7 protein-coding genes are annotated in these 19079 nt (G+C 72.8%); 4 read left to right on the top strand and 3 right to left on the bottom strand.

Annotation, left to right across the window (positions count from 1 at the left end):
* Positions 1-8: 8 nt before the first annotated feature.
* From ACZ6MA_RS10765 to hppD, 3 genes are read right to left on the bottom strand one after another with little or no spacing between them, the layout of a single operon-like run.
* On the bottom strand, positions 9-1121 hold the full coding sequence (locus ACZ6MA_RS10765) for a prephenate dehydrogenase (RefSeq protein WP_469432761.1): 1113 nt from the start codon (positions 1119-1121) through the stop codon (positions 9-11).
* Positions 1118-3577, bottom strand: coding sequence for an aminotransferase class I/II-fold pyridoxal phosphate-dependent enzyme (locus ACZ6MA_RS10760; RefSeq protein WP_469432759.1), 2460 nt, complete (start codon positions 3575-3577; stop codon positions 1118-1120). Before ACZ6MA_RS10760 ends, ACZ6MA_RS10765 begins: the two co-directional genes overlap by 4 nt.
* Positions 3574-4605: a 4-hydroxyphenylpyruvate dioxygenase gene (gene hppD, locus ACZ6MA_RS10755; RefSeq protein ID WP_469432757.1), complete on the bottom strand. Its 1032-nt coding sequence runs from the start codon at positions 4603-4605 to the stop codon at positions 3574-3576. The genes ACZ6MA_RS10760 and hppD overlap by 4 nt, the downstream gene beginning before the upstream one ends.
* Before the next feature lie 374 nt (positions 4606-4979).
* Between hppD and ACZ6MA_RS10750 the strand changes: the two genes are divergently transcribed.
* The 4 genes from ACZ6MA_RS10750 (at position 4980) to ACZ6MA_RS10735 (ending at position 19073) form a co-directional block, all read left to right on the top strand.
* Entirely contained in the window at positions 4980-5735 is a 756-nt protein-coding gene (locus ACZ6MA_RS10750; RefSeq protein ID WP_469432756.1) for a thioesterase II family protein, read from the top strand.
* Positions 5736-5748: 13 nt separating this feature from the next.
* Entirely contained in the window at positions 5749-6573 is an 825-nt protein-coding gene (locus tag ACZ6MA_RS10745) for an SDR family oxidoreductase (protein WP_469432755.1), read from the top strand.
* Between the two features lie 60 nt (positions 6574-6633).
* The gene (locus ACZ6MA_RS10740) at positions 6634-9441 is read left to right on the top strand and encodes an amino acid adenylation domain-containing protein (protein WP_469432753.1); all 2808 of its coding nucleotides are present in this window, start codon (positions 6634-6636) and stop codon (positions 9439-9441) included.
* Positions 9442-9572: 131 nt separating this feature from the next.
* Positions 9573-19073: an amino acid adenylation domain-containing protein gene (locus ACZ6MA_RS10735; RefSeq protein ID WP_469432751.1), complete on the top strand. Its 9501-nt coding sequence runs from the start codon at positions 9573-9575 to the stop codon at positions 19071-19073.
* Positions 19074-19079 lie beyond the last annotated feature (6 nt).

Here is a 19079-nt window from a genome sequence, read left to right as displayed (position 1 = left end):
CGGTTCGCTCAGCGAAGATTGACGGTCAGGGTGTCGTCGGCCGTCACGTGCCAGCCGCCCACACTCAGCAGCCGGCCGAGGCCGGGGGCCGCGTTGCGGTCCACCAGGAGTTCGACGAACCCGCGCGGCTGTTCCGGCGCGTGCTCGATACGGACGTCCTCGATGTTGACCCCGGTCTCGCCGACGGCCGCGAACAGCCGGGCCAGCGCGCCGGGTTCGTCGGGGACGACCACCGGGACGGGGGCGAAGTCCGCCGCCGGGGCGCCCGGCTTGGCCGCCACGCGCGCCCGGCCGCGGTTGCCGCGCAGCAGCAACTCCTCCAGCGCGGCCCCGGCCCGGTCGCGCGCCTCTCCGTCGGGGCCGCCCAGCGCGCGCAGCGCGCGGACGGCCCCGACGAGGTCGGCGGCGTAGGCGTCGAGGACGTCGGCGACCGCGTCGGCGTTGGCGTCGAGGATGTCCCGCCACAGGGCGGGATCGCCCGCGGCGATCCGGGTGACGTCCCGCAGCCCCTGCCCGGAGACCCGGACGCCGTCCTCCGCCGCGTGCTCCAGCCGGGCCGCCATGAGGGCGGCGACCAGATGCGGTGCGTGGGAGGTGAGGGCGACCGCGCGGTCGTGCGCACCGGTGTCCATGACCACCGGCACCCCGCCGCACAGCGAGACGAGTTCCAGCGCCCGGTTCAGGACGTCACGGCCGGTGTGCTCGGAGGGGGTCAGCACCCACAGCCGGCCCTCGAACAGGTCGGCGCGGGCCGCCAGCGGACCGGAGCGCTCACCACCGGCCAGCGGGTGGCCGCCGATGTATCCGGCCGGATCGGCCCCGGCGGCCCGGATCTCTTGGTGCGGCCGGGCCTTCACACTGGCGACGTCGGTATAGGCCCGGGCGGTCCGCGCCCGCTGGGCGCGCACCAGCACCGTGCCGATGTGCGCCGGCGGGACGGCCAGCACCGCGAGGTCCACCGGCTCGTCCGGCACCCGCAGCGAACCGGCGCCCATGGCCTCCGCGGTCCTGGCGGCGGTGGTGTCCGCGTCGTCCAGGTACACGGTCACCCCGCGCCGGGTCAGCGCGAGCGCGACGGACGTACCGATCAGCCCGGTCCCGATGACCGTGGCGGTCCTCATCGCGCGTCCTCCCCCCGCCACCGCCGCGTCTCCGCCTCGACGAAGCGCGCCAGCCGGGCGACGCCCTCCTCGATGCCGGCGGGCGAGAGGTAGCTGAAGGAGAGCCGGATCGTGTGCTCCCCGCCGCCGTCCGGATGGAAGTACGACATGGGCGTCCAGATGACGCCGTGCTCCCGGGCCGAGCGCAGCAGAGCCGCGTTGTCGGCGGGGAACGGCACCCGGACGGTGAGGAAGAAGCCACCGCTCGGCTCGTTCCAGCTCACCCCGGACGTGGCCCGGCCCGCCTCGGGGAAGCGGCGGGCGAGCTGCTCCAGTGTCACCCGCAGGACGTCCCCGTAGTGCGCGGCCGGGGCGGCGTTGAGCTTGGAGACGCGGCCGTCCGACGCCAGCAGCATCCCCGCGACGGCCGCCTGGCTCAGCGGCGGGGTGTTCACCGTCACCATGCTCTTGATCTTGGCGAGTTCGTCCGCGAGCAGCGTGACCGTCCCCGAGGCGTCCTCCACCCGCTGGTCCGCGACGACGAAGCCGACCCGGGCGCCGGGAAAGACCGTCTTGGAGTACGAGCCGAGGTGCACGACCCGCCGCGCACGGTCCATCGACTTCAGCGTCGGCACCTGCTCCCCGGCGCTGACCAGCCGGTACGGGCTGTCCTCCAGGATCAGCAGATCGTGGCGGGCCGCCAGCTCCAGCAGCTCGCCCCGGGCCCGCAGCGAAAGGGTGTTACCCGAGGGGTTCGAGTGGTCGGGCACCAGGTAGAAGGCACGCGGCCGTCTGCCCCGGGCCAGCTCGGCCCGGACGGCCGCCTCGAGATCGGCGCAGGAGATGCCGCCGTCGCGCTCCTCGACCTCCGTCAGCGGGATGTCCAGCAGCCGGGCCGCCCCGGTGATCCCCACGTAGCAGGGGCTCGCGACCAGCAGTACGTCCTCCGGTCCGGCGAACAGGGCACGCAGGGTGAGCAGCATGGCCTCCTGGCAGCCGACCGTGACCACGATCGACTCGGGTGCCACGTCGATGCCCTCGTCCTTGCGGAGCGAGTCGGCGATCAGTTCCCGGATCAGCCCGGCGGTGGGGCCGTACTGGTACACGGAGGTGCGGACGGCCTCGGGGGAGACACCTTGCTCGGCCTGGTGGTCGAGGTAGCGGCGGATGTGCGTGAAGACGTCCTCGGTGTCGAAGAACTCCTCGTAGGGGCGGCCGGGGGCGAAGGACACCGCCTCGGGGAACCGCCCGGTGATCTCGTTGAGGAAGTTCATGGTGTCGAGCACCGGATCGGCGACGCTGCGGTGCAGCTCCTCCTTCCGCAGGCCGGACGAGGGTGCCGCCGCGACCCGGGAGGGTGCCGGGGGCTCCGGGCGGGCGGGCGGGGCCGCGTCCCCCGGCTCCAGCAGCGAGGGGCCCGCCGCACCGGTCGAGGGGGTCCCGGTGAACACCATCGCGTCGGCCAGTTCGTCGACGACGATGCCGAGGACCCGCGCGACGCCCTCCTCGCCGTCGACAGCCAGGCCGTGCAGCACCGGCCGGCCCAGCAGGACCGCGTCGGCGCCCAGGGCCAGTGCCGCCAGGACGTCCGTGCCCCGCCGGATGCCGCCGTCGACGAGCACCGGGCAACGGCCCGCGACCGCCGCGGCGACGCGGGGGAGGACGTCCAGCGTCCCGGCCCCGCCGTCCAGTTGGCGCCCGCCGTGATTGGAGACGACGATGCCGTCCACGCCCACGGCCACCGCACGGGCCGCGTCCTCGGCCGTCATGACGCCCTTGAGGAGGACGGGCAGCGTGCTGACCTCCCGCAGCCACGACACGACGGACCAGTCCAGGGCGGGATCCAGCTCGGTGCGCCCGTGGTCGGCCGGGGAGGAGTAATCCACCCCGTGGGAGGGGAGGTTGGCGGGCAACACGCCCTCTGGCAGCCGGAAGCCGTTGCGCAGATCGCGCAGCCGCCGGCCCAGCCGGGGGGTGTCGACGGTCAGGACCAGGGCCTCGAAGCCCGCGTCCTGGGCGCGCTCGATGAGCCGGCGCGTCGTGTCCCGGTCGCGGAAGCAGTACACCTGGAGCCACAGCGGCGCGGTCGCGACGGCCGCCAGCTCCTCGAAGGCCCGCCCGGCGAAGCTGCTCACGACGACCGGCAGCCCGGCCGCGCCCGCCGCCCGCACGGTCGCCGGCTCGCCGTCGGGGTGCACGAGCGTGTGGTACGCCATGGGGGCGACGCCCACCGGCGCCGCCCAGCGGCGGCCGAGGATCTCGCAGGAGGTGTCCGCTTCGGCCACCCCCGACAGCACCCGGGGACGCAGCCGCACCCGGTCGAACGCCCGCAGGTTCGCGGCGAGGGTCCGCTCCGCACCCGCTCCGCCCTCGATGAAGTCCCAGTGGGCGGGGTCCAGGCCGGTGCGGGCCAGGCGCGCGTACGCGTCGAGGGTCAGCGCCGCCCCGGCCGCGACCGCGGGATCGACGACGGTCACGAGGCGACCGCCCGCGCCCGCTCCACGGCCTCGTACAGCGCGCGGATGTTGGAGCTGCCGAAGCCCTGCGCGCCCTGCCGCTGGATCAGCTCGAAGAACAGGGTCCGCCGCTCGAAGGGGGAGCGGGTGAACAGCTGCAGCAAATGGCCCCACTCGTCCCGGTCGGCGAGCACGTTCGTCTTGCGCAGGTCCGCGATCTGCGCCGCCAGATGCGGAATGCGGTCCGCGAGCACGTCGTAATAGGTGTCGGGCGTCTGCAGGAACTCCACACCCCGGTCCTGGAATTCCACGACCGCGGGCACGATCTCGTCCACGAGGAAAGCGAGGTGCTGTGCACCGCCGCCGCCGTTGCGCTTCAGGAATTCATCGATCTGCCCCGGCTTCTTCGTGACGTCCGGCTCGATGATGGTGAAGGTGATGCCACCGGACGGACTGCGCACCACGATGGAATCCATCGCCTGCTCGCCGACGGAGACGTACTCGCTGTAGAACTGGTCGAATCCGAAGCCGTCGAGGTAGTAGCCGACGATGTCGTGGAGCGTACCGGCGTCGAGGCACACCGCGATGTGGTCGAGCGCGCGGAGCGCCGGGACCGCCGGGCCGTCGGCCGGGGGAGTCGCGCCCGCGACCCACGGCCGGTCACCGGGCAGCCCCGGCGTCGTGCCCGCCGGGCGCTGGACCAGGGTGTGCCGGACCGCGCCGAAACCGGAGACCACCGGCGCGCCCGTGGCGCCGGCGCCGAGCGGCCGGCCCCCGGCCGCGAGCGCCCCGGCCCGGACGGCACCGGCGTCCTCGCAGGCGAACGCGATGTCCGCGATGCCGTCGCCGTGCGCGGCGAGGAAGTCCTCCGTCGCCGGCCCCGACGTGATCACCAACTGGACGCCGTCCTGCCGCAGCAGTACCGAGTCCTTCCCGTCGGCCGTGGCACGGGCCGCCTCGGCGAACCCGAACGACGAGACGAAATAGTCGACGGTGGTCTTCTGGTCGCTTGCGTAGAGCTCTATGTACTCGACGTCGTGCGCGGTCATGATGCTCCTTGTCAGGAATTCGTACGGCCGGTTTCCCGGCGAGACGCGCGGTCGGTACACCGGCCGGCCCCGGCCGGCGGCCCGCGAATCCGCTCGGGCCCCGCAGGTATTTCCCGAAGGCATTCCACGGCGGACCGAAGTCCGTACCGGCGCCCGGGGGCATCGTCTTCCTCACCATGACCGGCGCCCGGCAATGCCCTCAAGTTCCCCTGCAACAAGCTGCCATGGCCTCCGGTGCCGCCCCGAGCCGCCGATGGCAGCTTGTTGCAGGCCCGATTGCCGGGAATACCGGCCGACCGCAGGATGGCACGGGTCGGGCCCAGGCCTGCTCGAAGCCTCCTTCGTACTTTCGCCGGAAAAGGAAGACATTGACGATGGCGACCCATACCTTTACCGGTCCCTTTGCCGACGACGCCGGGGTCCTGGCGGATTGCGCATTGATCTGCCTGCCCTTCGCGGGCGGCGGCGCGGGTTTCTACCGGGCGTGGAAAGACCCGAAGGACCTGCCGGCCGGCGGCCCGGCCGTCGTCCCGCTGCAACTGCCCGGCCGCGAGGAACTCTTCATCGACGAACCGTTCCGGGACGCCGTGGTGGCCGGTGAACGGCTCGCCGAGCAGGTCGCCGAGATCAGCGGACGCTACGGCCGCATCGCCCTGTTCGGCCACAGCCTTGGCGCCGTGCTCGCCTACGAGATCGCCCGCAACCTCGACGGGGCCGGCACCGGCCGCCCCTGCCACCTCTTCGTCAGCGGATCCCCCGGCCCCTGGAGCGGGCGCAGCGACCGGGCCACCGGACTGGACGACGCCGGCTTCCTCGCCCAGGTCGAGTCGTTCGCCGGTTACAAGCACGAGGCGCTGGAGGACCCCGACATGCGGGAGCTGCTGCTGCCGCTGCTGCGCGCCGACGTCGAGATGCACGAGGACTACAAGCCCGTCTCCAAGGACCCGCTGCACATCCCCGTCACCTCGCTGCGCGGTACCGACGACGAGCTGGTCACCCGCGAGCAGGCCGATGAGTGGCGGGCGGCGACCGCCGCGGACTTCGAGCTGGTGGAGATCCCCGGCAGCCACATGTACCTGGCCGACGACCCGGCGCCGCTGCTGGCGGCCGTCACCCGGACCCTTGGCTGAGGAAGGCCGCACCATGCAGCTGCAAGGCAAGACCGCCGTCATCACGGGCGCGGCCCGCGGCCTCGGCCGGGCCTGCGCCACCCGCTTCGCCGCGGAGGGCGCCGACCTCGTCCTGCTGGACATCGGGCAGGACCTCGACGGGGTGCCCTACCCCCTCGGCTCCGACGGCCAGTTGGAGCACACCGCCGACCTCTGCCGCGCCCACGGGGCCGCCGTGCTCACGGTGACCGCCGACGTACGCCGGTCCGCGGAGTGCGAGACGGCGGTCGGACAGGCCCTCGACCGGTTCGGCTCGGTGCAGGTACTGGTCAACGGCGCGGGCATCGCGGCCCCCTCGGGCAAGGCGGTCCACGAGATCACCGAGGACGAGTGGGATCTGATGATCGACACCGATCTGTCCGGCGCGTGGCGCATGACGAAGGCGGTCAGCGCCCACATGGTCGCCCGCAACGAAGGCAGCGTCATCAATGTCGCCTCCACCGCGGGCCTCGTCGGCTACCGCCACTTCGCCGGATACGTGGCGGCCAAGCACGGCCTGATCGGGCTGACCAAGGCGGCGGCACTGGACTACGCGCCGCACCGGGTGCGCGTCAACGCCCTGTGCCCCGGCTCGGTCCGCGACGACCCGCTCGTCGAGGGCCGCATGCTCGCCGAGATCGCCCGCTCCCTCGACGTCGCCGTCGAGGAACACGAGCAGATCTTCGTCCAGGCCCAGCCGATGAACCGGCTCATCGAACCCGAAGACATCGCGGGCGCCGCGCTCTGGCTGGCCGGGGACGACTCGCGCCAGGTGACCGGCAGCACGATCACCGTCGACGGCGGCTTCACCGCCCGCTGAGCCCCTTCGCGCCCGTCGATTTCCCGCCCCGAATCACCTCGTTCCGCAGGAGTTGCGCACATGGCGACAGCCGTCCGTTACCGCGTGGCCGTCCCCGTCGGCCCGGGCCGACTGCCGGCCGCCCAGGCAAGGTCCTGCCACAGCCTGACCGTCCGGGCCCGCGGCCCGGTCGCACCGGCGACCGTGGCAGGCGTCCACCTCTGGCACGAGCCCGTGCCCGCCGCCTCCGGCACCCCCCTCGCCCGGGCCCGCAGGGAAGCCGAGGCCAAACGCCCCCTGGCCCCCTCCGGCCCCCCGGTCCGCGCGGTGCTGCTGCGCTACACCGACGGACCGGCCGACCTGGTGCTGGTCGCCCGGCGGACGGCGCTGAACGAGCGGGAACTGCGCGCACTGGCCGCGTTCCTGCTGGAGGGGACCGGCTCCGAGCCACGGGTCCCGTCCGGCGATGCGCCGGCCGGCCCCGCCGGTGCGCGCCCCACCGCGGAGTGGGGCCTCGGCGACCCGTCCCGCGCGGGCCTGGCCGGCACCGTGGCGGTGGAACTCACGGAACCGCACCCCTGTGAGGCGACGCTGCTCGCGGCCGTGGGCCTCGTCCTGGCCCGCTATTCGGCGGGGGAGGACACCGCGGTCGCCGTCTTCGACGCGGCGAGCGACGCCGCCGGCCCCCTCGTCCGCTCCGTCACCCCCGACGAGACCCTCACGGCCGGCGCGTACGTGGCCCGGTGGGCCGCCACCGACGGCACCGAAACCACCGCGGCCGGCCCCGTACCGGCCGTGGGCGTGGTCTTCGGCGAGCTGCGCCCGGGCGCCGACCACCGGCCGTTCCTCGCCCCCGCGCTGCCCCTCGTCCTGCACTGGCGGCGCTCCGCCGACGGCACCACGGACGGTGTCCTCGCCTACGACGAGGGCGACGTCGACCCCGAGATCGCCCGTGGCTTCGCGGCCCACGTCGCCCACGTCGCCGATCAGTTGACCGCCGACCGGGACCGCACCCTCGCCGACATCGACCTGATGAGCCGGACCGACGCCTTGGAGATCGTCGCATCGGGGGCGACGCCCGCCGTCGGTCCGGGCACCACGCACGGCACCATCCACGGCCTCTTCGAGGACACCGCCCGCCGGCAGCCGGATGCCGTCGCCGTCGTCGACGGCGACACCACCCTCAGCTACGCGCAGCTCGACGAGCGCGCCGACCTCCTCGCCCGGGGCCTGCGGGTACTCGGCGCCACCCCCGGCGACCTCATCGGCGTGGCCCTGGACCGCACCGCCGAACTCATCGTGACGCTGCTCGGTGTGCTCAAGGCGGGCTGCGTGTACGTGCCCATGGACATCCGCTACCCCGAGGAGCGGCTGCGCTACACCGTCGGTAACGCGGGCACCCGGATCGTCATCGGCTCCGCCGACACCTTCCCCGCGATCGACGACGTCCGTGTGGCCGCCCCCGCCGACCTGATCGCCCTGGCGGCCCGCACCAGTGACGAACTGCCGCCGCTCGCCGAGAACGGTGCGGCCGCCGCCTACGTCATCTACACCTCGGGATCCACCGGCCGGCCCAAGGGCGTCGCGGTCCCGCACCGCAACGTCGCCGCGCTGATCGCGGCCACCCAAGACGACTTCGCCCTCGGTGACACCGACGTGTGGACGTTTTTCCACTCCAGCGCCTTCGACTTCTCCGTCTGGGAGATCTGGGGCTGCCTGCTGACCGGCGGCCGGCTCGTCGTGGTGCCCTACTGGGTGACCCGCGACACCGAACTCTTCTACGAGCTGCTCGTCGAGCGCGAAGTCACCGTCCTCAACCAGACCCCGTCCGCGTTCGCGCAGCTCATCGAGGCCGACGGCCGTCTACGGTCCCCCCTCGCCCTGCGTCTGGTCGTCTTCGGCGGCGAGCCGCTGGACGTCGGCATGCTGACCCCCTGGTTCGCCCGGCACTCCCACACCCGCGTCCGGCTGTCCAACATGTTCGGCATCACCGAGACCACCGTGCACGTCACCGAGCAGACCGTCACCCCCGCCGACGTCGCCGCCAAGGGCAGGTCCGTGGGCCGTGCCATGCCCGGCTGGTCGGTGTCGGTGCGCGACCCCCGGGGCCGGGTGCTGCCGCCCGGGGCCCCCGGCGAGATCTACGTCGGCGGCGCGGGCGTGGCCCAAGGCTACCTGCATCAGCCCGAGTTGACGTCCGAGCGGTTCCTTGAGGACCCCTACGGAGGCGGCCGTGTCTACCGCAGCGGCGACCGCGGCCGACTGCGCCCCGACGGCCGTCTCGACCACCTCGGCCGCCTGGACAACCAGGTCAAGGTCCGCGGCCACCGCATCGAACTCGACGAGATCCGCAACGTCCTGCTCGCCCACCCGGAGGTCACCGGCGCGGCGGTCGTGCTCCGCCAGGAGACACCGGGCGACAGCGCCACGGCCCGCATCGACGCGTACGTCGCGCTGAGCGGCACCGGGGCCGCGCCCGCCGATCTGCTCGGCCACGCGAGCGGTGTGCTGCCGGACTACATGATGCCCGCGACCCTCACCCCGGTCGCGGCCATCCCGCTGACCATCAACGGCAAGGTCGACACCGCCGCCCTCCCCGAGCCCGGCCCCCGGGAGACCCCCGCCCCCGCCACCGGGCCCGCCGACGACTCGCAGGCCCCCGCCTCCGTGGACCCGCTCGCCGCCGACATCCTCGCCCTGTGGAGCCGGGTGCTCGGCACCGACGTCGGGCCCGGCGACAACTTCTTCGAACTCGGCGGCAACTCCCTGCTGGTGATCCGGCTCCTGCGGGAGATGCGCGACCGCGGCCTGCCCCGCGTCGCCACCCAGGACTTCTACCGCAACTCCGTGGCGGCGCAGTTCATTTCGTTCGTCGGCGGCCAGGGCTGACCCCCTTCCGACGCCAAGGGCCTGTCCGGCCGGTCCCGGCCGACGGCCCACCCGCCGTTTCGTCCTCGATCGCCGGACGGGCCGTTCTTCCGCCCCCAGGGCGGCTTCGACTCCAGTGGAGGTAATTAGTCGTGTCCGAGCACCAGGACGTCCCGCTGCCGCTGACCGCCGCCCAGGCCGGCATCTGGTACGCGCAGCAGCTGAACCCACAGAACACGATCTTCCACCTCGGTGAGTACCTCGACATCGACGGCCCCGTGGACGTGGACCTGCTGGAGCGGGCCCTGCGCCGCGTCGTCGAGGAGACCGACACCCTGCGCGTGCGGTTCGCACTCGTCGACGGCGAACCCGTCCAACGGGTCACGCCCGCGGCGGACTTCGCCTGGTCACCGGACCGGCTGGACTTCACCGCCGAGCGCGACCCCCGCGCCGCGGCACGCGCCTGGATGGCGGCGGAGCTGTACCGCCCGGTGGACCCGCTGCGCGACCCGCTGTTCCGCTTCGCGCTGCTCAAGGTCGCCGACGAACGGTACTTCTGGTTCTACCGCTACCACCACCTGCTGGCCGACGGATACACCGTCGTCGTCATCGCCCAGCGCGTACCGGAGATCTACTCGGCCCTCGCCGAGGGCCGGGCCCCCGGCGACAGCCCGTTCGCGCCACTGGCCGACCTGATCGCCGAACACACCGCGTACCGGACCTCCGAGCGCCGGGCGAAGGACCGGGCGTACTGGTCGGAGCACATGGCCGGCGCCCCCGAACCGGCCGGGCTGTCCGGACGCCGCCCCGGCACCGTGGAGAACCTCGTCCACCGCACCGCGCACCTGCCCCAGCAGGACACCGACGCTCTGCGCGACCTCGGCCGCGCGGCCGGCGTCTCCTGGCCCCCGGTGCTGTTCGGCGCGGTCGCGGCCTACCTCCAGCGGCTGACCGGCCAGGACGAGGTGATCCTCGGGCTCCCGGTGTCCAACCGGCTGGGCCGTACGGCCCTCAGCGTGCCGACCATGGTCTCCAACGTCCTGCCGCTGCGGATCACCTTCACCCCCGGCACCACCGTCGCCGAACTGCTGGCCCAGGTCTCGGGCGAACTGCGCGGGGCCACCCGCCACCAGCGCTACCCCTACGAGGACATCCGCCAGGACCTCGGCATGCTCGCCGACGAGCGCCGGCTGACCGGCCCGCACGTCAACCTCATGCTCTTCGACCACAAGCTGTCCTTCGGCGAGCACCGCTCCCGCCCGCGCACCCTGGCCACCGGCCCGGTCGACGACCTGTCGTTCCTCATCTACGACCGCACCACCGAGCCCGGGCTGCAGATCGACTGCGACGCCAACACCGAGCTGTACGACGAGGACGAACTCACCACCTACCAGGACGGCTTCCTGGACTTCCTCCGGCAGCTCGCCGCTGCGGACCCGGACCGGCGCGTCGCCGACCTCGTCGCCCCCGAAGCGGCCCTGCGGACCCACCGTCGGGCCCTCGCCGCGGCCTCCGACGGCGACGGCACACCCGGTACGGCCCCCGCCGCCGAAGCGACGGCCACGGACCGCCCGCGCACCCCGCAGGAGGAGGCCCTCTGCCGCATCGCCGCCGAGGTGCTCGGCGTCGACGACGTCGGGGTCGACGACAACTTCTTCCTGCTCGGCGGACGCTCCCTCCAGATCACCAAGATCGTCAGCCGGGTGCGGGCCCTGTTCCATGCCGAAGTCCCCCTCCGGTGTGTCTTCGAGACCCCCACGGTGGCCGGTCTCGCCGGGCACCTCGGCGGCACCCGAGGCGCCCGGCGGCCCCTCACGGCCGTCGAACGCCCCGAGGTCGTACCGCTGTCGGCCGCCCAGAACCGGCTGTGGTTCCTCAACAAACTGGGCCGCCAGGACGCCGTCTACAACGAGGCCGTGACCATCCGCCTGCACGGCCGGCCGGACGTCGCGGCACTGCGAGCGGCACTCAACGACGTGGTGGCCCGCCACGAGAGCCTGCGCACCGTCTACCCCGAACTCGGCGGCGAGGCACGGCAGCTGGTCCTCGCACCGGACACCGCGACCGTGGCCCTGCCCGTGGCACAGGCCACCCCGGCCACCCTGGCCGCCGCCCTCGCCGAAACGGCCCGGCACGGCTTCGACCTGAGCACGGAGATCCCCGTCCGCGCCCGGCTGCTGACCCTCGCCGACGACGAGCACGTCCTGCAACTGGTCGTCCACCACATCGCGTGCGACGGCTGGTCGGTCACCCCCTTCACCCGCGACCTGTCCACCGCCTACGCCGCCCGCCTGGCGGGCGGCACACCACAGTGGCAGCCGCTGCCGGTGCAGTACGCCGACTACGTGCTCTGGCAGCGCGACGTACTGGGCGACGCCGACGACGCGGCCAGCGAACTCGCCGGTCAACTGCGCTACTGGAGCGAAAAGCTCGCCGGACTGCCCGAGGAGATCCCCCTGCCCACGGACCGGCAGCGGCCGGCGAAGGCGACGTACGAGGGGGGACGCGTCGCGTTCCGGATCACCCCGGACACACACGGACGGCTCAGAGCACTGGCCGCCGAGAACGGCACCAGCATGTTCATGCTCGTGCAAGCGGGCGTGGCGGCGCTGCTCACCCGCTTCGGGGCGGGTACGGACGTCCCGATCGGTTCACTGATCGCGGGGCGTACGGACGCGGCGCTGGACGATCTGGTCGGGTTCTTCGTCAATACGCTGGTGCTGCGTACGGACACCTCGGGCGATCCGACGTTCCGGGAGCTGCTGGGCCGGGTCCGGGAGACCGACCTCGCGGCCTACGCGCACCAGGACCTGGCCTTCGAGCGCCTCGTGGAGGCCCTCAACCCGACGCGTTCGCTGGCCCGCCACCCCCTGTTCCAGACGGCTCTCGACGTGCAGAACGGCGACGCGCCACGGCTGGAACTGGCCGGGCTGGACACGGACTCCGAGCTGATGGACACCGGGAGCGCCAGGTTCGACCTGTTCTTCCGGCTGGTCGAGGAGAACACCCCGGACGGTTCGGCCGCCGGTATCGGGGGTCGGTTGGAGTTCGCGCGGGATCTGTTCGATGAGGGTTCGGCGTGGCGGCTGGCCGAGGGGTTGGTGTGGTTGCTGGAGGCGGTCGCGGCTGATCCCGGTGTGCGGATCGGTGCGGTGCAGGTGCAGTCCGCCGTTGACCGTGGGTTGGTGCTGGAGGAGTGGAACGCGACCGGCCGTGAGGTCGTCGCGGGCACCCTGCCGGAGGTGTTCCAGGCGCAGGTGGCCCGGACGCCGGACGCGACAGCGGTGGTCTTCGAGGACGCTTCGCTGACATACGCGGAGCTGGACGTGCGCGCCAACCGGCTGGCGCACGAGCTGATCGCCCGTGGGGTTCGGGGCGGTGACTTTGTCGCGGTGGCCGCGCCCAGGTCGCTGGAGCTGATGGTCGCCCTGTACGCGGTGGTCAAGGCGGGTGCGGCGTATGTGCCGGTGGACCCGGACTACCCGGCCGAGCGCATCGGATGGATCCTTGAGGATGCCCAGCCGGCGCTGCTGCTGACCACGACGGATGTGGTGGACCGGCTGCCGGACAGCGGTGTACCGGCCCTCCTGCTGGACACACCAGCGGGCGCGGCGACGGACCACCCCGACACCGCCCCCGGGCGTGTCCTGCCGGTCAACGCGGCGGCGTATGTCATCTTCACCTCCGGCTCCACCGGCCGCCCCAAGGGCGTCGTGGTGGGGCATGAGGGCATCCACAACCGTCTGGAGTGGATGCAGGACACCTACGGTCTGGATGCTTCGGACCGGGTGCTGCAGAAGACCCCGTCCGGGTTCGATGTGTCGGTGTGGGAGTTCTTCTGGGCCCACCGCACCGGCGCCACCCTCGTCCTCGCCCGCCCCGAGGGGCACAAGGACCCCGCCTACATGGCACGCCTGATCCAGGACGAGAACATCACCACCGTCCACTTCGTGCCGTCCATGCTGCAAGCCTTCCTCACCGACCCCGGCGCCCGTGACTGCACCGGACTGCGCCGGGTGATCTGCTCCGGTGAAGCCCTGCCCGCCGACGCCGTCCAGCGCTTCCATCAGCTTCTGCCAGATGTGGAGCTGCACAACCTCTACGGCCCCACCGAAGCCTCCGTCGACGTCACCGCACACCCCTGCACACCCGATACGACCAGTGCTTCGGTGCCGATCGGGCGGCCGGTGTGGAACACCCGCACCTACATCCTCGACGCAGCCCTGCGCCCCGCACCCATCGGCGTCCCAGGAGAGCTGTACCTCGCGGGTATTCAGCTCGCCCACGGCTACACCGGCCGCCCCGGCCTGACCGCCGAGCGCTTCACCGCCGACCCCTACAGCACCACCGGCGCACGCATGTACCGCACCGGCGACATCGCCCGCTGGACCCCCGACGGCACCCTCGAATACCAAGGCCGCGCCGACGACCAGATCAAACTCCGCGGCTTCCGCATCGAACTCGGCGAAATCCAGGCCACGCTGTCCGCACACCCGACGGTCGCCCAGGCCACCGTCATCGTCCGCGACGAACGCCTGATCGCCTATGTGGTCCCGGCCGGTGACAGCCCCGACACCGATGCCCTGCGCGCCCATGTCGCGGGCGTCCTGCCCGAGTACATGGTCCCGGCAGCGTTCGTCACCCTCACCGAACTGCCCCTGACCGCCAACGGCAAGCTCGACCGCAAGGCCCTGCCCGCCCCCGACTTCACCGCACAGACAGGCAGCCGCGCCCCCCGCGACGCACGCGAGGAAACCCTCTGCACCCTCTTCGCCGACGTCCTCGGCATCGACACCCTCGGCATCGACGACAGCTTCTTCGACCTCGGCGGACACTCCCTCCTCGCCACCCGCCTCATCAGCCGCATCCGCACCGAACTCGGTGTCGAGGTCGATGTCCGTACCGTCTTCGAGGCCCCCACCGTCTCGGCGCTGGCCTCGCGGCTCACCGGTGCGTCCGGCGCCCGCCCGGCGCTGACCGCCAGGGAGCGGCCGGAGCATATCCCGCTGTCGCCCGCGCAGCAGCGGCTGTGGTTCATCAACCGCATGGAGGATTCCGGTGGCAACTACAACACCGGTCTCTCGCTCCGGCTGTCCGGTGTGGTGGACAAGGAAGCGCTGCGTGCGGCCCTGGCCGATGTCGTGGCCCGGCACGAGAGCCTGCGGACCGTCTTCCCCGACACCGACGGCCAGCCGCGGCAGCTGATCCTCCGCCCCGAGGAGGCGGTCCCCGAGCTGGCCGTCGTCGCTGTCGACGCGAGTGACCTCGGCACGGCGCTCTCGCGCGCCGCTTCGGTCGACTACGACCTGTCGGTCGAACCGCCGCTGCGCGCCCAGTTGTTCGTGATGAGCCCCACCGACTCCGTCCTGCTGCTCGTCGTCCATCACATCGCCGGCGACGGCTGGTCCAACGCACCGCTGTCCCGGGACCTGTCCACCGCGTACGCCGCGCGCACCACCGGTTCGGCCCCGGACTGGCAGCCGCTGCCGGTCCAGTACGCCGACTACACCCTCTGGCAGCGCGACGTACTCGGTGACGAGAACGACCCGGACAGCCCCATCGCCGCCCAGCTCGCCTTCTGGCGTGCGGCCCTCGCCGACCTGCCGGAGGAGCTGCCGCTCCCGGTCGACCGTCCGCGGCCCGCCCGGATGAGCTACCACGGTGGGACCGTGCCACTCCGTTTCGGCCCCGAGCTGCATCGGAGCCTGACGGATGTGGCCCGCGAGTCGGGTGCCACCGTCTTCATGGTGATGCGGGCCGCGATCGCGGCACTGCTGGGCAAGCTCAGCGGTGTGGAGGACGTGCCGATCGGCAGTGCCATCGCGGGACGTACCGACGAAGCACTCGACGACCTCGTCGGCTTCTTCGTCAACACCCTCGTCCTGCGCACCGACCTCTCCGGCAGCCCCACGTTCCGTGAACTTCTCGAGCGCGTGCGGGACACGGACCTGGCCGCGTACGCCCACCAGGACGTGCCGTTCGAGCGGTTGGTCGACGACCTCAACCCCGTCCGCTCGCTGGCCCGGCACCCCCTCTTCCAGATCATGCTGTCGATGCAGAACACCCCGGCTCCCACGATGCGGTTGGGTGATGTGTCGGCGGCTCCGCTGCCGGTGGACATCGACACGGCGAAGTTCGACCTGTCCTTCCAGCTCGGTGAGGTCTTCTCCGCCGACGGTTCACCCGCGGGCATCGAGGGCGGCCTCGAATTCGCCACCGATCTCTTCGACCGTGCCACGGTCGAGCAGCTGGCCGGGCGGCTGGAGCGGCTACTGACGTCGGTGGCCGCCGAACCGGATCTGGTGCCGGCTCGGCTCGACCTCCTGGCGCCGGGCGAGCGGGAGCGCGTCCTGACCGAGTGGAATCCGACGGACTACACCCCGTCCGCCCGGACCCTGCCGGAGTTGTTCGAGGCGCAGGCGGCCCGTACCCCCGACGCGGTCGCGGTGGTCCAGGACGACGAGGTGGTCCCGTACGCGCGGCTGAACGCCCGGGCGAACCGGCTGGCCCGGCATCTCCTCGCGCACGGGGCGGGCCCCGAGCGGTTGGTGGGACTGGCCCTGCCGCGTTCGACGGACATGGTCACAGCCCTCCTCGCCGTGGTGAAGGCCGGAGCGGGCTACGTACCGGTCGACCCGGACTACCCGGCCGAACGCCTCACCCACATCCTCCACGACGCCCGTCCCGGCCTCCTGATCACCGACACCGCCAACGCCACCGCACTGCGCCCCCTGCTGCCGGAGGCCGCCCGACTGCTCGTCCTCGACGACCCCGCACTCGACACCCGGCTCACCGGCCTGTCCGACGCTGACGTGACCGATGACGAACGCGGCGGTGTGGTGACACCCGACACCAGCGCGTACGTGATGTACACCTCCGGCTCGACGGGCAAGCCGAAGGGTGTCGCGGTCACGCACGGCGGTGTGGTGGCGCTGGCGGGCGACAGCGCGTTCGCCGAGGGACACGAACGGGTCCTGGTGCACTCCCCGCAGGCCTTCGACGCCTCCACCTACGAACTGTGGGCGCCGCTGCTGTCCGGCGGCCGGGCGGTGCTCGCCCCCGTAGGTGATCTGAGCGCCGCCGTGCTGAGGGACGTCATCCCCCGGCACGGGGTCACCGCGCTGTTCATCACGTCCGCGCTGTTCCGGCTCTTCGCGGAGGACGACCCGGGCTGTCTGAACGGGCTGCGCGAGGTGTGGGTCGGCGGTGACGTCGTCCCGGCGGACGCGGTGCGCCGGGTGCGCGAGGCGTGCCCCGGGCTGACGGTGGTCGATGCCTACGGGCCGACGGAGACCACCACGTTCGCCACCCGCTTCCCCATGACCCCCGAAGCCGACGTCCCGAGGTCCGTGCCGATCGGCCGGGCGCTGGACTCCATGCGGATCCACCTCCTCGACCCCTCCCTGGGCCCGGTACCGCCGGGGGTGCCCGGCGAGTTGTACATCGCGGGCACGGGCCTCGCCCGCGGCTATCTCGGCCGGCCCGGCGCGACCGCCGAGCGGTTCGTCGCCGACCCGTTCGGCGCCCCCGGAAGCCGGCTGTACCGCACCGGCGACCTGGCCCGCTGGACCACCGACGGGCAGGTCCAGTTCCTCGGACGCGTCGACTCGCAGGTGAAGATCCGTGGCTTCCGCATCGAGCTGCCGGAGATCGAGGACGTTCTCGGCGCCCACGCGTCGGTCGCCCAGGTCGCGGTCGTCGACCGGGAGGACGCACGCGGCACCAAGCGTCTGGTCGCGTACGTCGTCCCCGCCGGAGAGGCGGCCGAGCCGGAGGCGCTGCGCGAGCACATCGGCGTGACGCTGCCGGAGTACATGGTGCCCGCCGCGTTCGTCACCCTCGACGCCCTGCCGCTGACGGCCAACGGGAAGCTGGACCGCAAGGCCCTGCCCGCCCCCGACTTCGCGAGCCGGGCCGGTGACCGGGGCCCGCGCGACGCCCGGGAGGAGACGATCTGCGCGATCGTCGCGGAGCTGCTGGGCCTGGAGCGGGTCGGCATCGACGACAACTTCTTCGAACTCGGCGGCGACAGCATCATCTCCATCCAGCTGGTCAGCCGCGCCCACCGGGCGGGCCTGCTGCTCAAGACCCGCGACGTCTTCCAGCACCAGACCCCCGCCGCCCTCGCGGCGGTGGCCGAGGAAGTCGCCGGAACCGCCGAGGAGGACCCGGACGCCGGCATCGGCCCCGTGCCGCTCACGCCCATCACCCGCTGGCTGGGCGAACTCGGCGGCCCGGTCGACGGTTTCCACCAGTCCATGCTGCTGCGGACCCCCGCCGGCTGCCGCGCGGACGCCCTGTCCGCGGCGCTCGCTTCCCTGCTGGACCGGCACGACATGCTGCGCGCCCGGCTGGGCCGCACCGACACCGAGGCGTGGAACCTCACGGTCGGGCCGCGCGGCAGCGTCCGGGCGGACCGTGTCTTCCGGCGTGTCGACGCGGCGGAGACCGACATCACCGCCGAGGCGGACGCCGCCCGGCGGCGGCTGGACCCCGAGGCCGGCGTCATGGTGCAGGCCGTGTGGTTCGACGGGGGCACCGACGCCGCGGGGCATCTGCTGCTGATGGTGCACCACCTCGTCGTCGACGGGATCTCCTGGCGCATCCTCGTCCCGGAACTCCCCGAGTTCTACCGCTCCGCGGCCGAGGGGCGCCCGGCGGACCTGGGGACCGTGGGCACCTCCTTCCGGCGCTGGGCGGAGCACCTCACCGAGGAGGCCCGACAGCCCCGGCGGCTCGCGGAACTCCCGCTGTGGACGAGCATGCTCCAGACGCCGGAACCCCCGCTGGGGGCACGGGCGCTGGACCCGGCGCGGGACACCGCCGCCCGGACGCACCGGCTCACCCTCACCCTGCCCGTCGAACTCACCGAGCCCCTGCTGACCCGGCTGCCCGCCATCTACCACGCCGGCATCAACGACGTGCTGCTGACGGGCTTCGCCCTCGCGGTCGCCGACTGGCGCCGGGGCCGGCCGGCCGGTGACTGCGTCCTGCTCGACCTGGAGGGACACGGCCGGGAGGAGATCGCGGAGGGCCTCGACGTCTCCCGCACGGTCGGCTGGTTCACCAGCATGTACCCGGTCCGGCTGGACCCGGGGATCGCCGACGCCGACTGGCCCGAGATCTGGTCGGGCGGCCCCGCGCTCGGCCGGGCCCTGAAGGAAGTCAAGGAGCAACTGCGCGCGATACCCGACCACGGCATCGGCTACGGGCTGCTGCGATACCTCCACGAGGACGCCGGAGAGGCGCTGTCCGCCCTTCCGGCACCGCAGCTGAGCTTCAACTACCTGGGCCGCATCGACATGACGGACGGCGCCCAGGGCGGTGAAGTGGCGGACTGGGCCGTGCGCTCCGACGTGGACCTCGGGGACGGGCACGACGCGGACATGCCGTGCGGTCACGCGCTGGAGCTGAACGCCGTCACCCGGGACCAGGCCGACGGTCCGCGGCTCATGGCCACGTGGTCCTGGCCCGGGGAACTGTTCACCGACGACGACGTCCGGGAACTCGCCGAGAACTGGTTCCGGGCCCTCGGCGCCCTCGTCACCCACGCGGAGGCACCCGACGCCGGCGGGTTCACCCCCTCCGACCTGCCGTTGGTGAACCTCAGCCAGAAGGACCTGGACCTGCTGTCGGAGGAGTGGGGATTCTGATCAAGA

It is taken from the genome of Streptomyces sp. NPDC042259 (genome assembly GCF_055582085.1).
Note: the sequence above shows the minus strand (reverse complement) of the source record. Positions and strands in the feature narration are given on the sequence as shown.

What these genes read in the sequence shown, in the direction of transcription:
- ACZ6MA_RS10765 (WP_469432761.1), bottom strand. Translation starts at nt 1,121, where the DNA reads ATGAGGACCGCCACGGTCATCGGGACCGGGCTGATCGGTACGTCCGTC.
- hppD (WP_469432757.1), bottom strand. Translation starts at nt 4,605, where the DNA reads ATGACCGCGCACGACGTCGAGTACATAGAGCTCTACGCAAGCGACCAG.
- ACZ6MA_RS10750 (WP_469432756.1), top strand. Translation starts at nt 4,980, where the DNA reads ATGGCGACCCATACCTTTACCGGTCCCTTTGCCGACGACGCCGGGGTC.
- ACZ6MA_RS10745 (WP_469432755.1), top strand. Translation starts at nt 5,749, where the DNA reads ATGCAGCTGCAAGGCAAGACCGCCGTCATCACGGGCGCGGCCCGCGGC.
- ACZ6MA_RS10740 (WP_469432753.1), top strand. Translation starts at nt 6,634, where the DNA reads ATGGCGACAGCCGTCCGTTACCGCGTGGCCGTCCCCGTCGGCCCGGGC.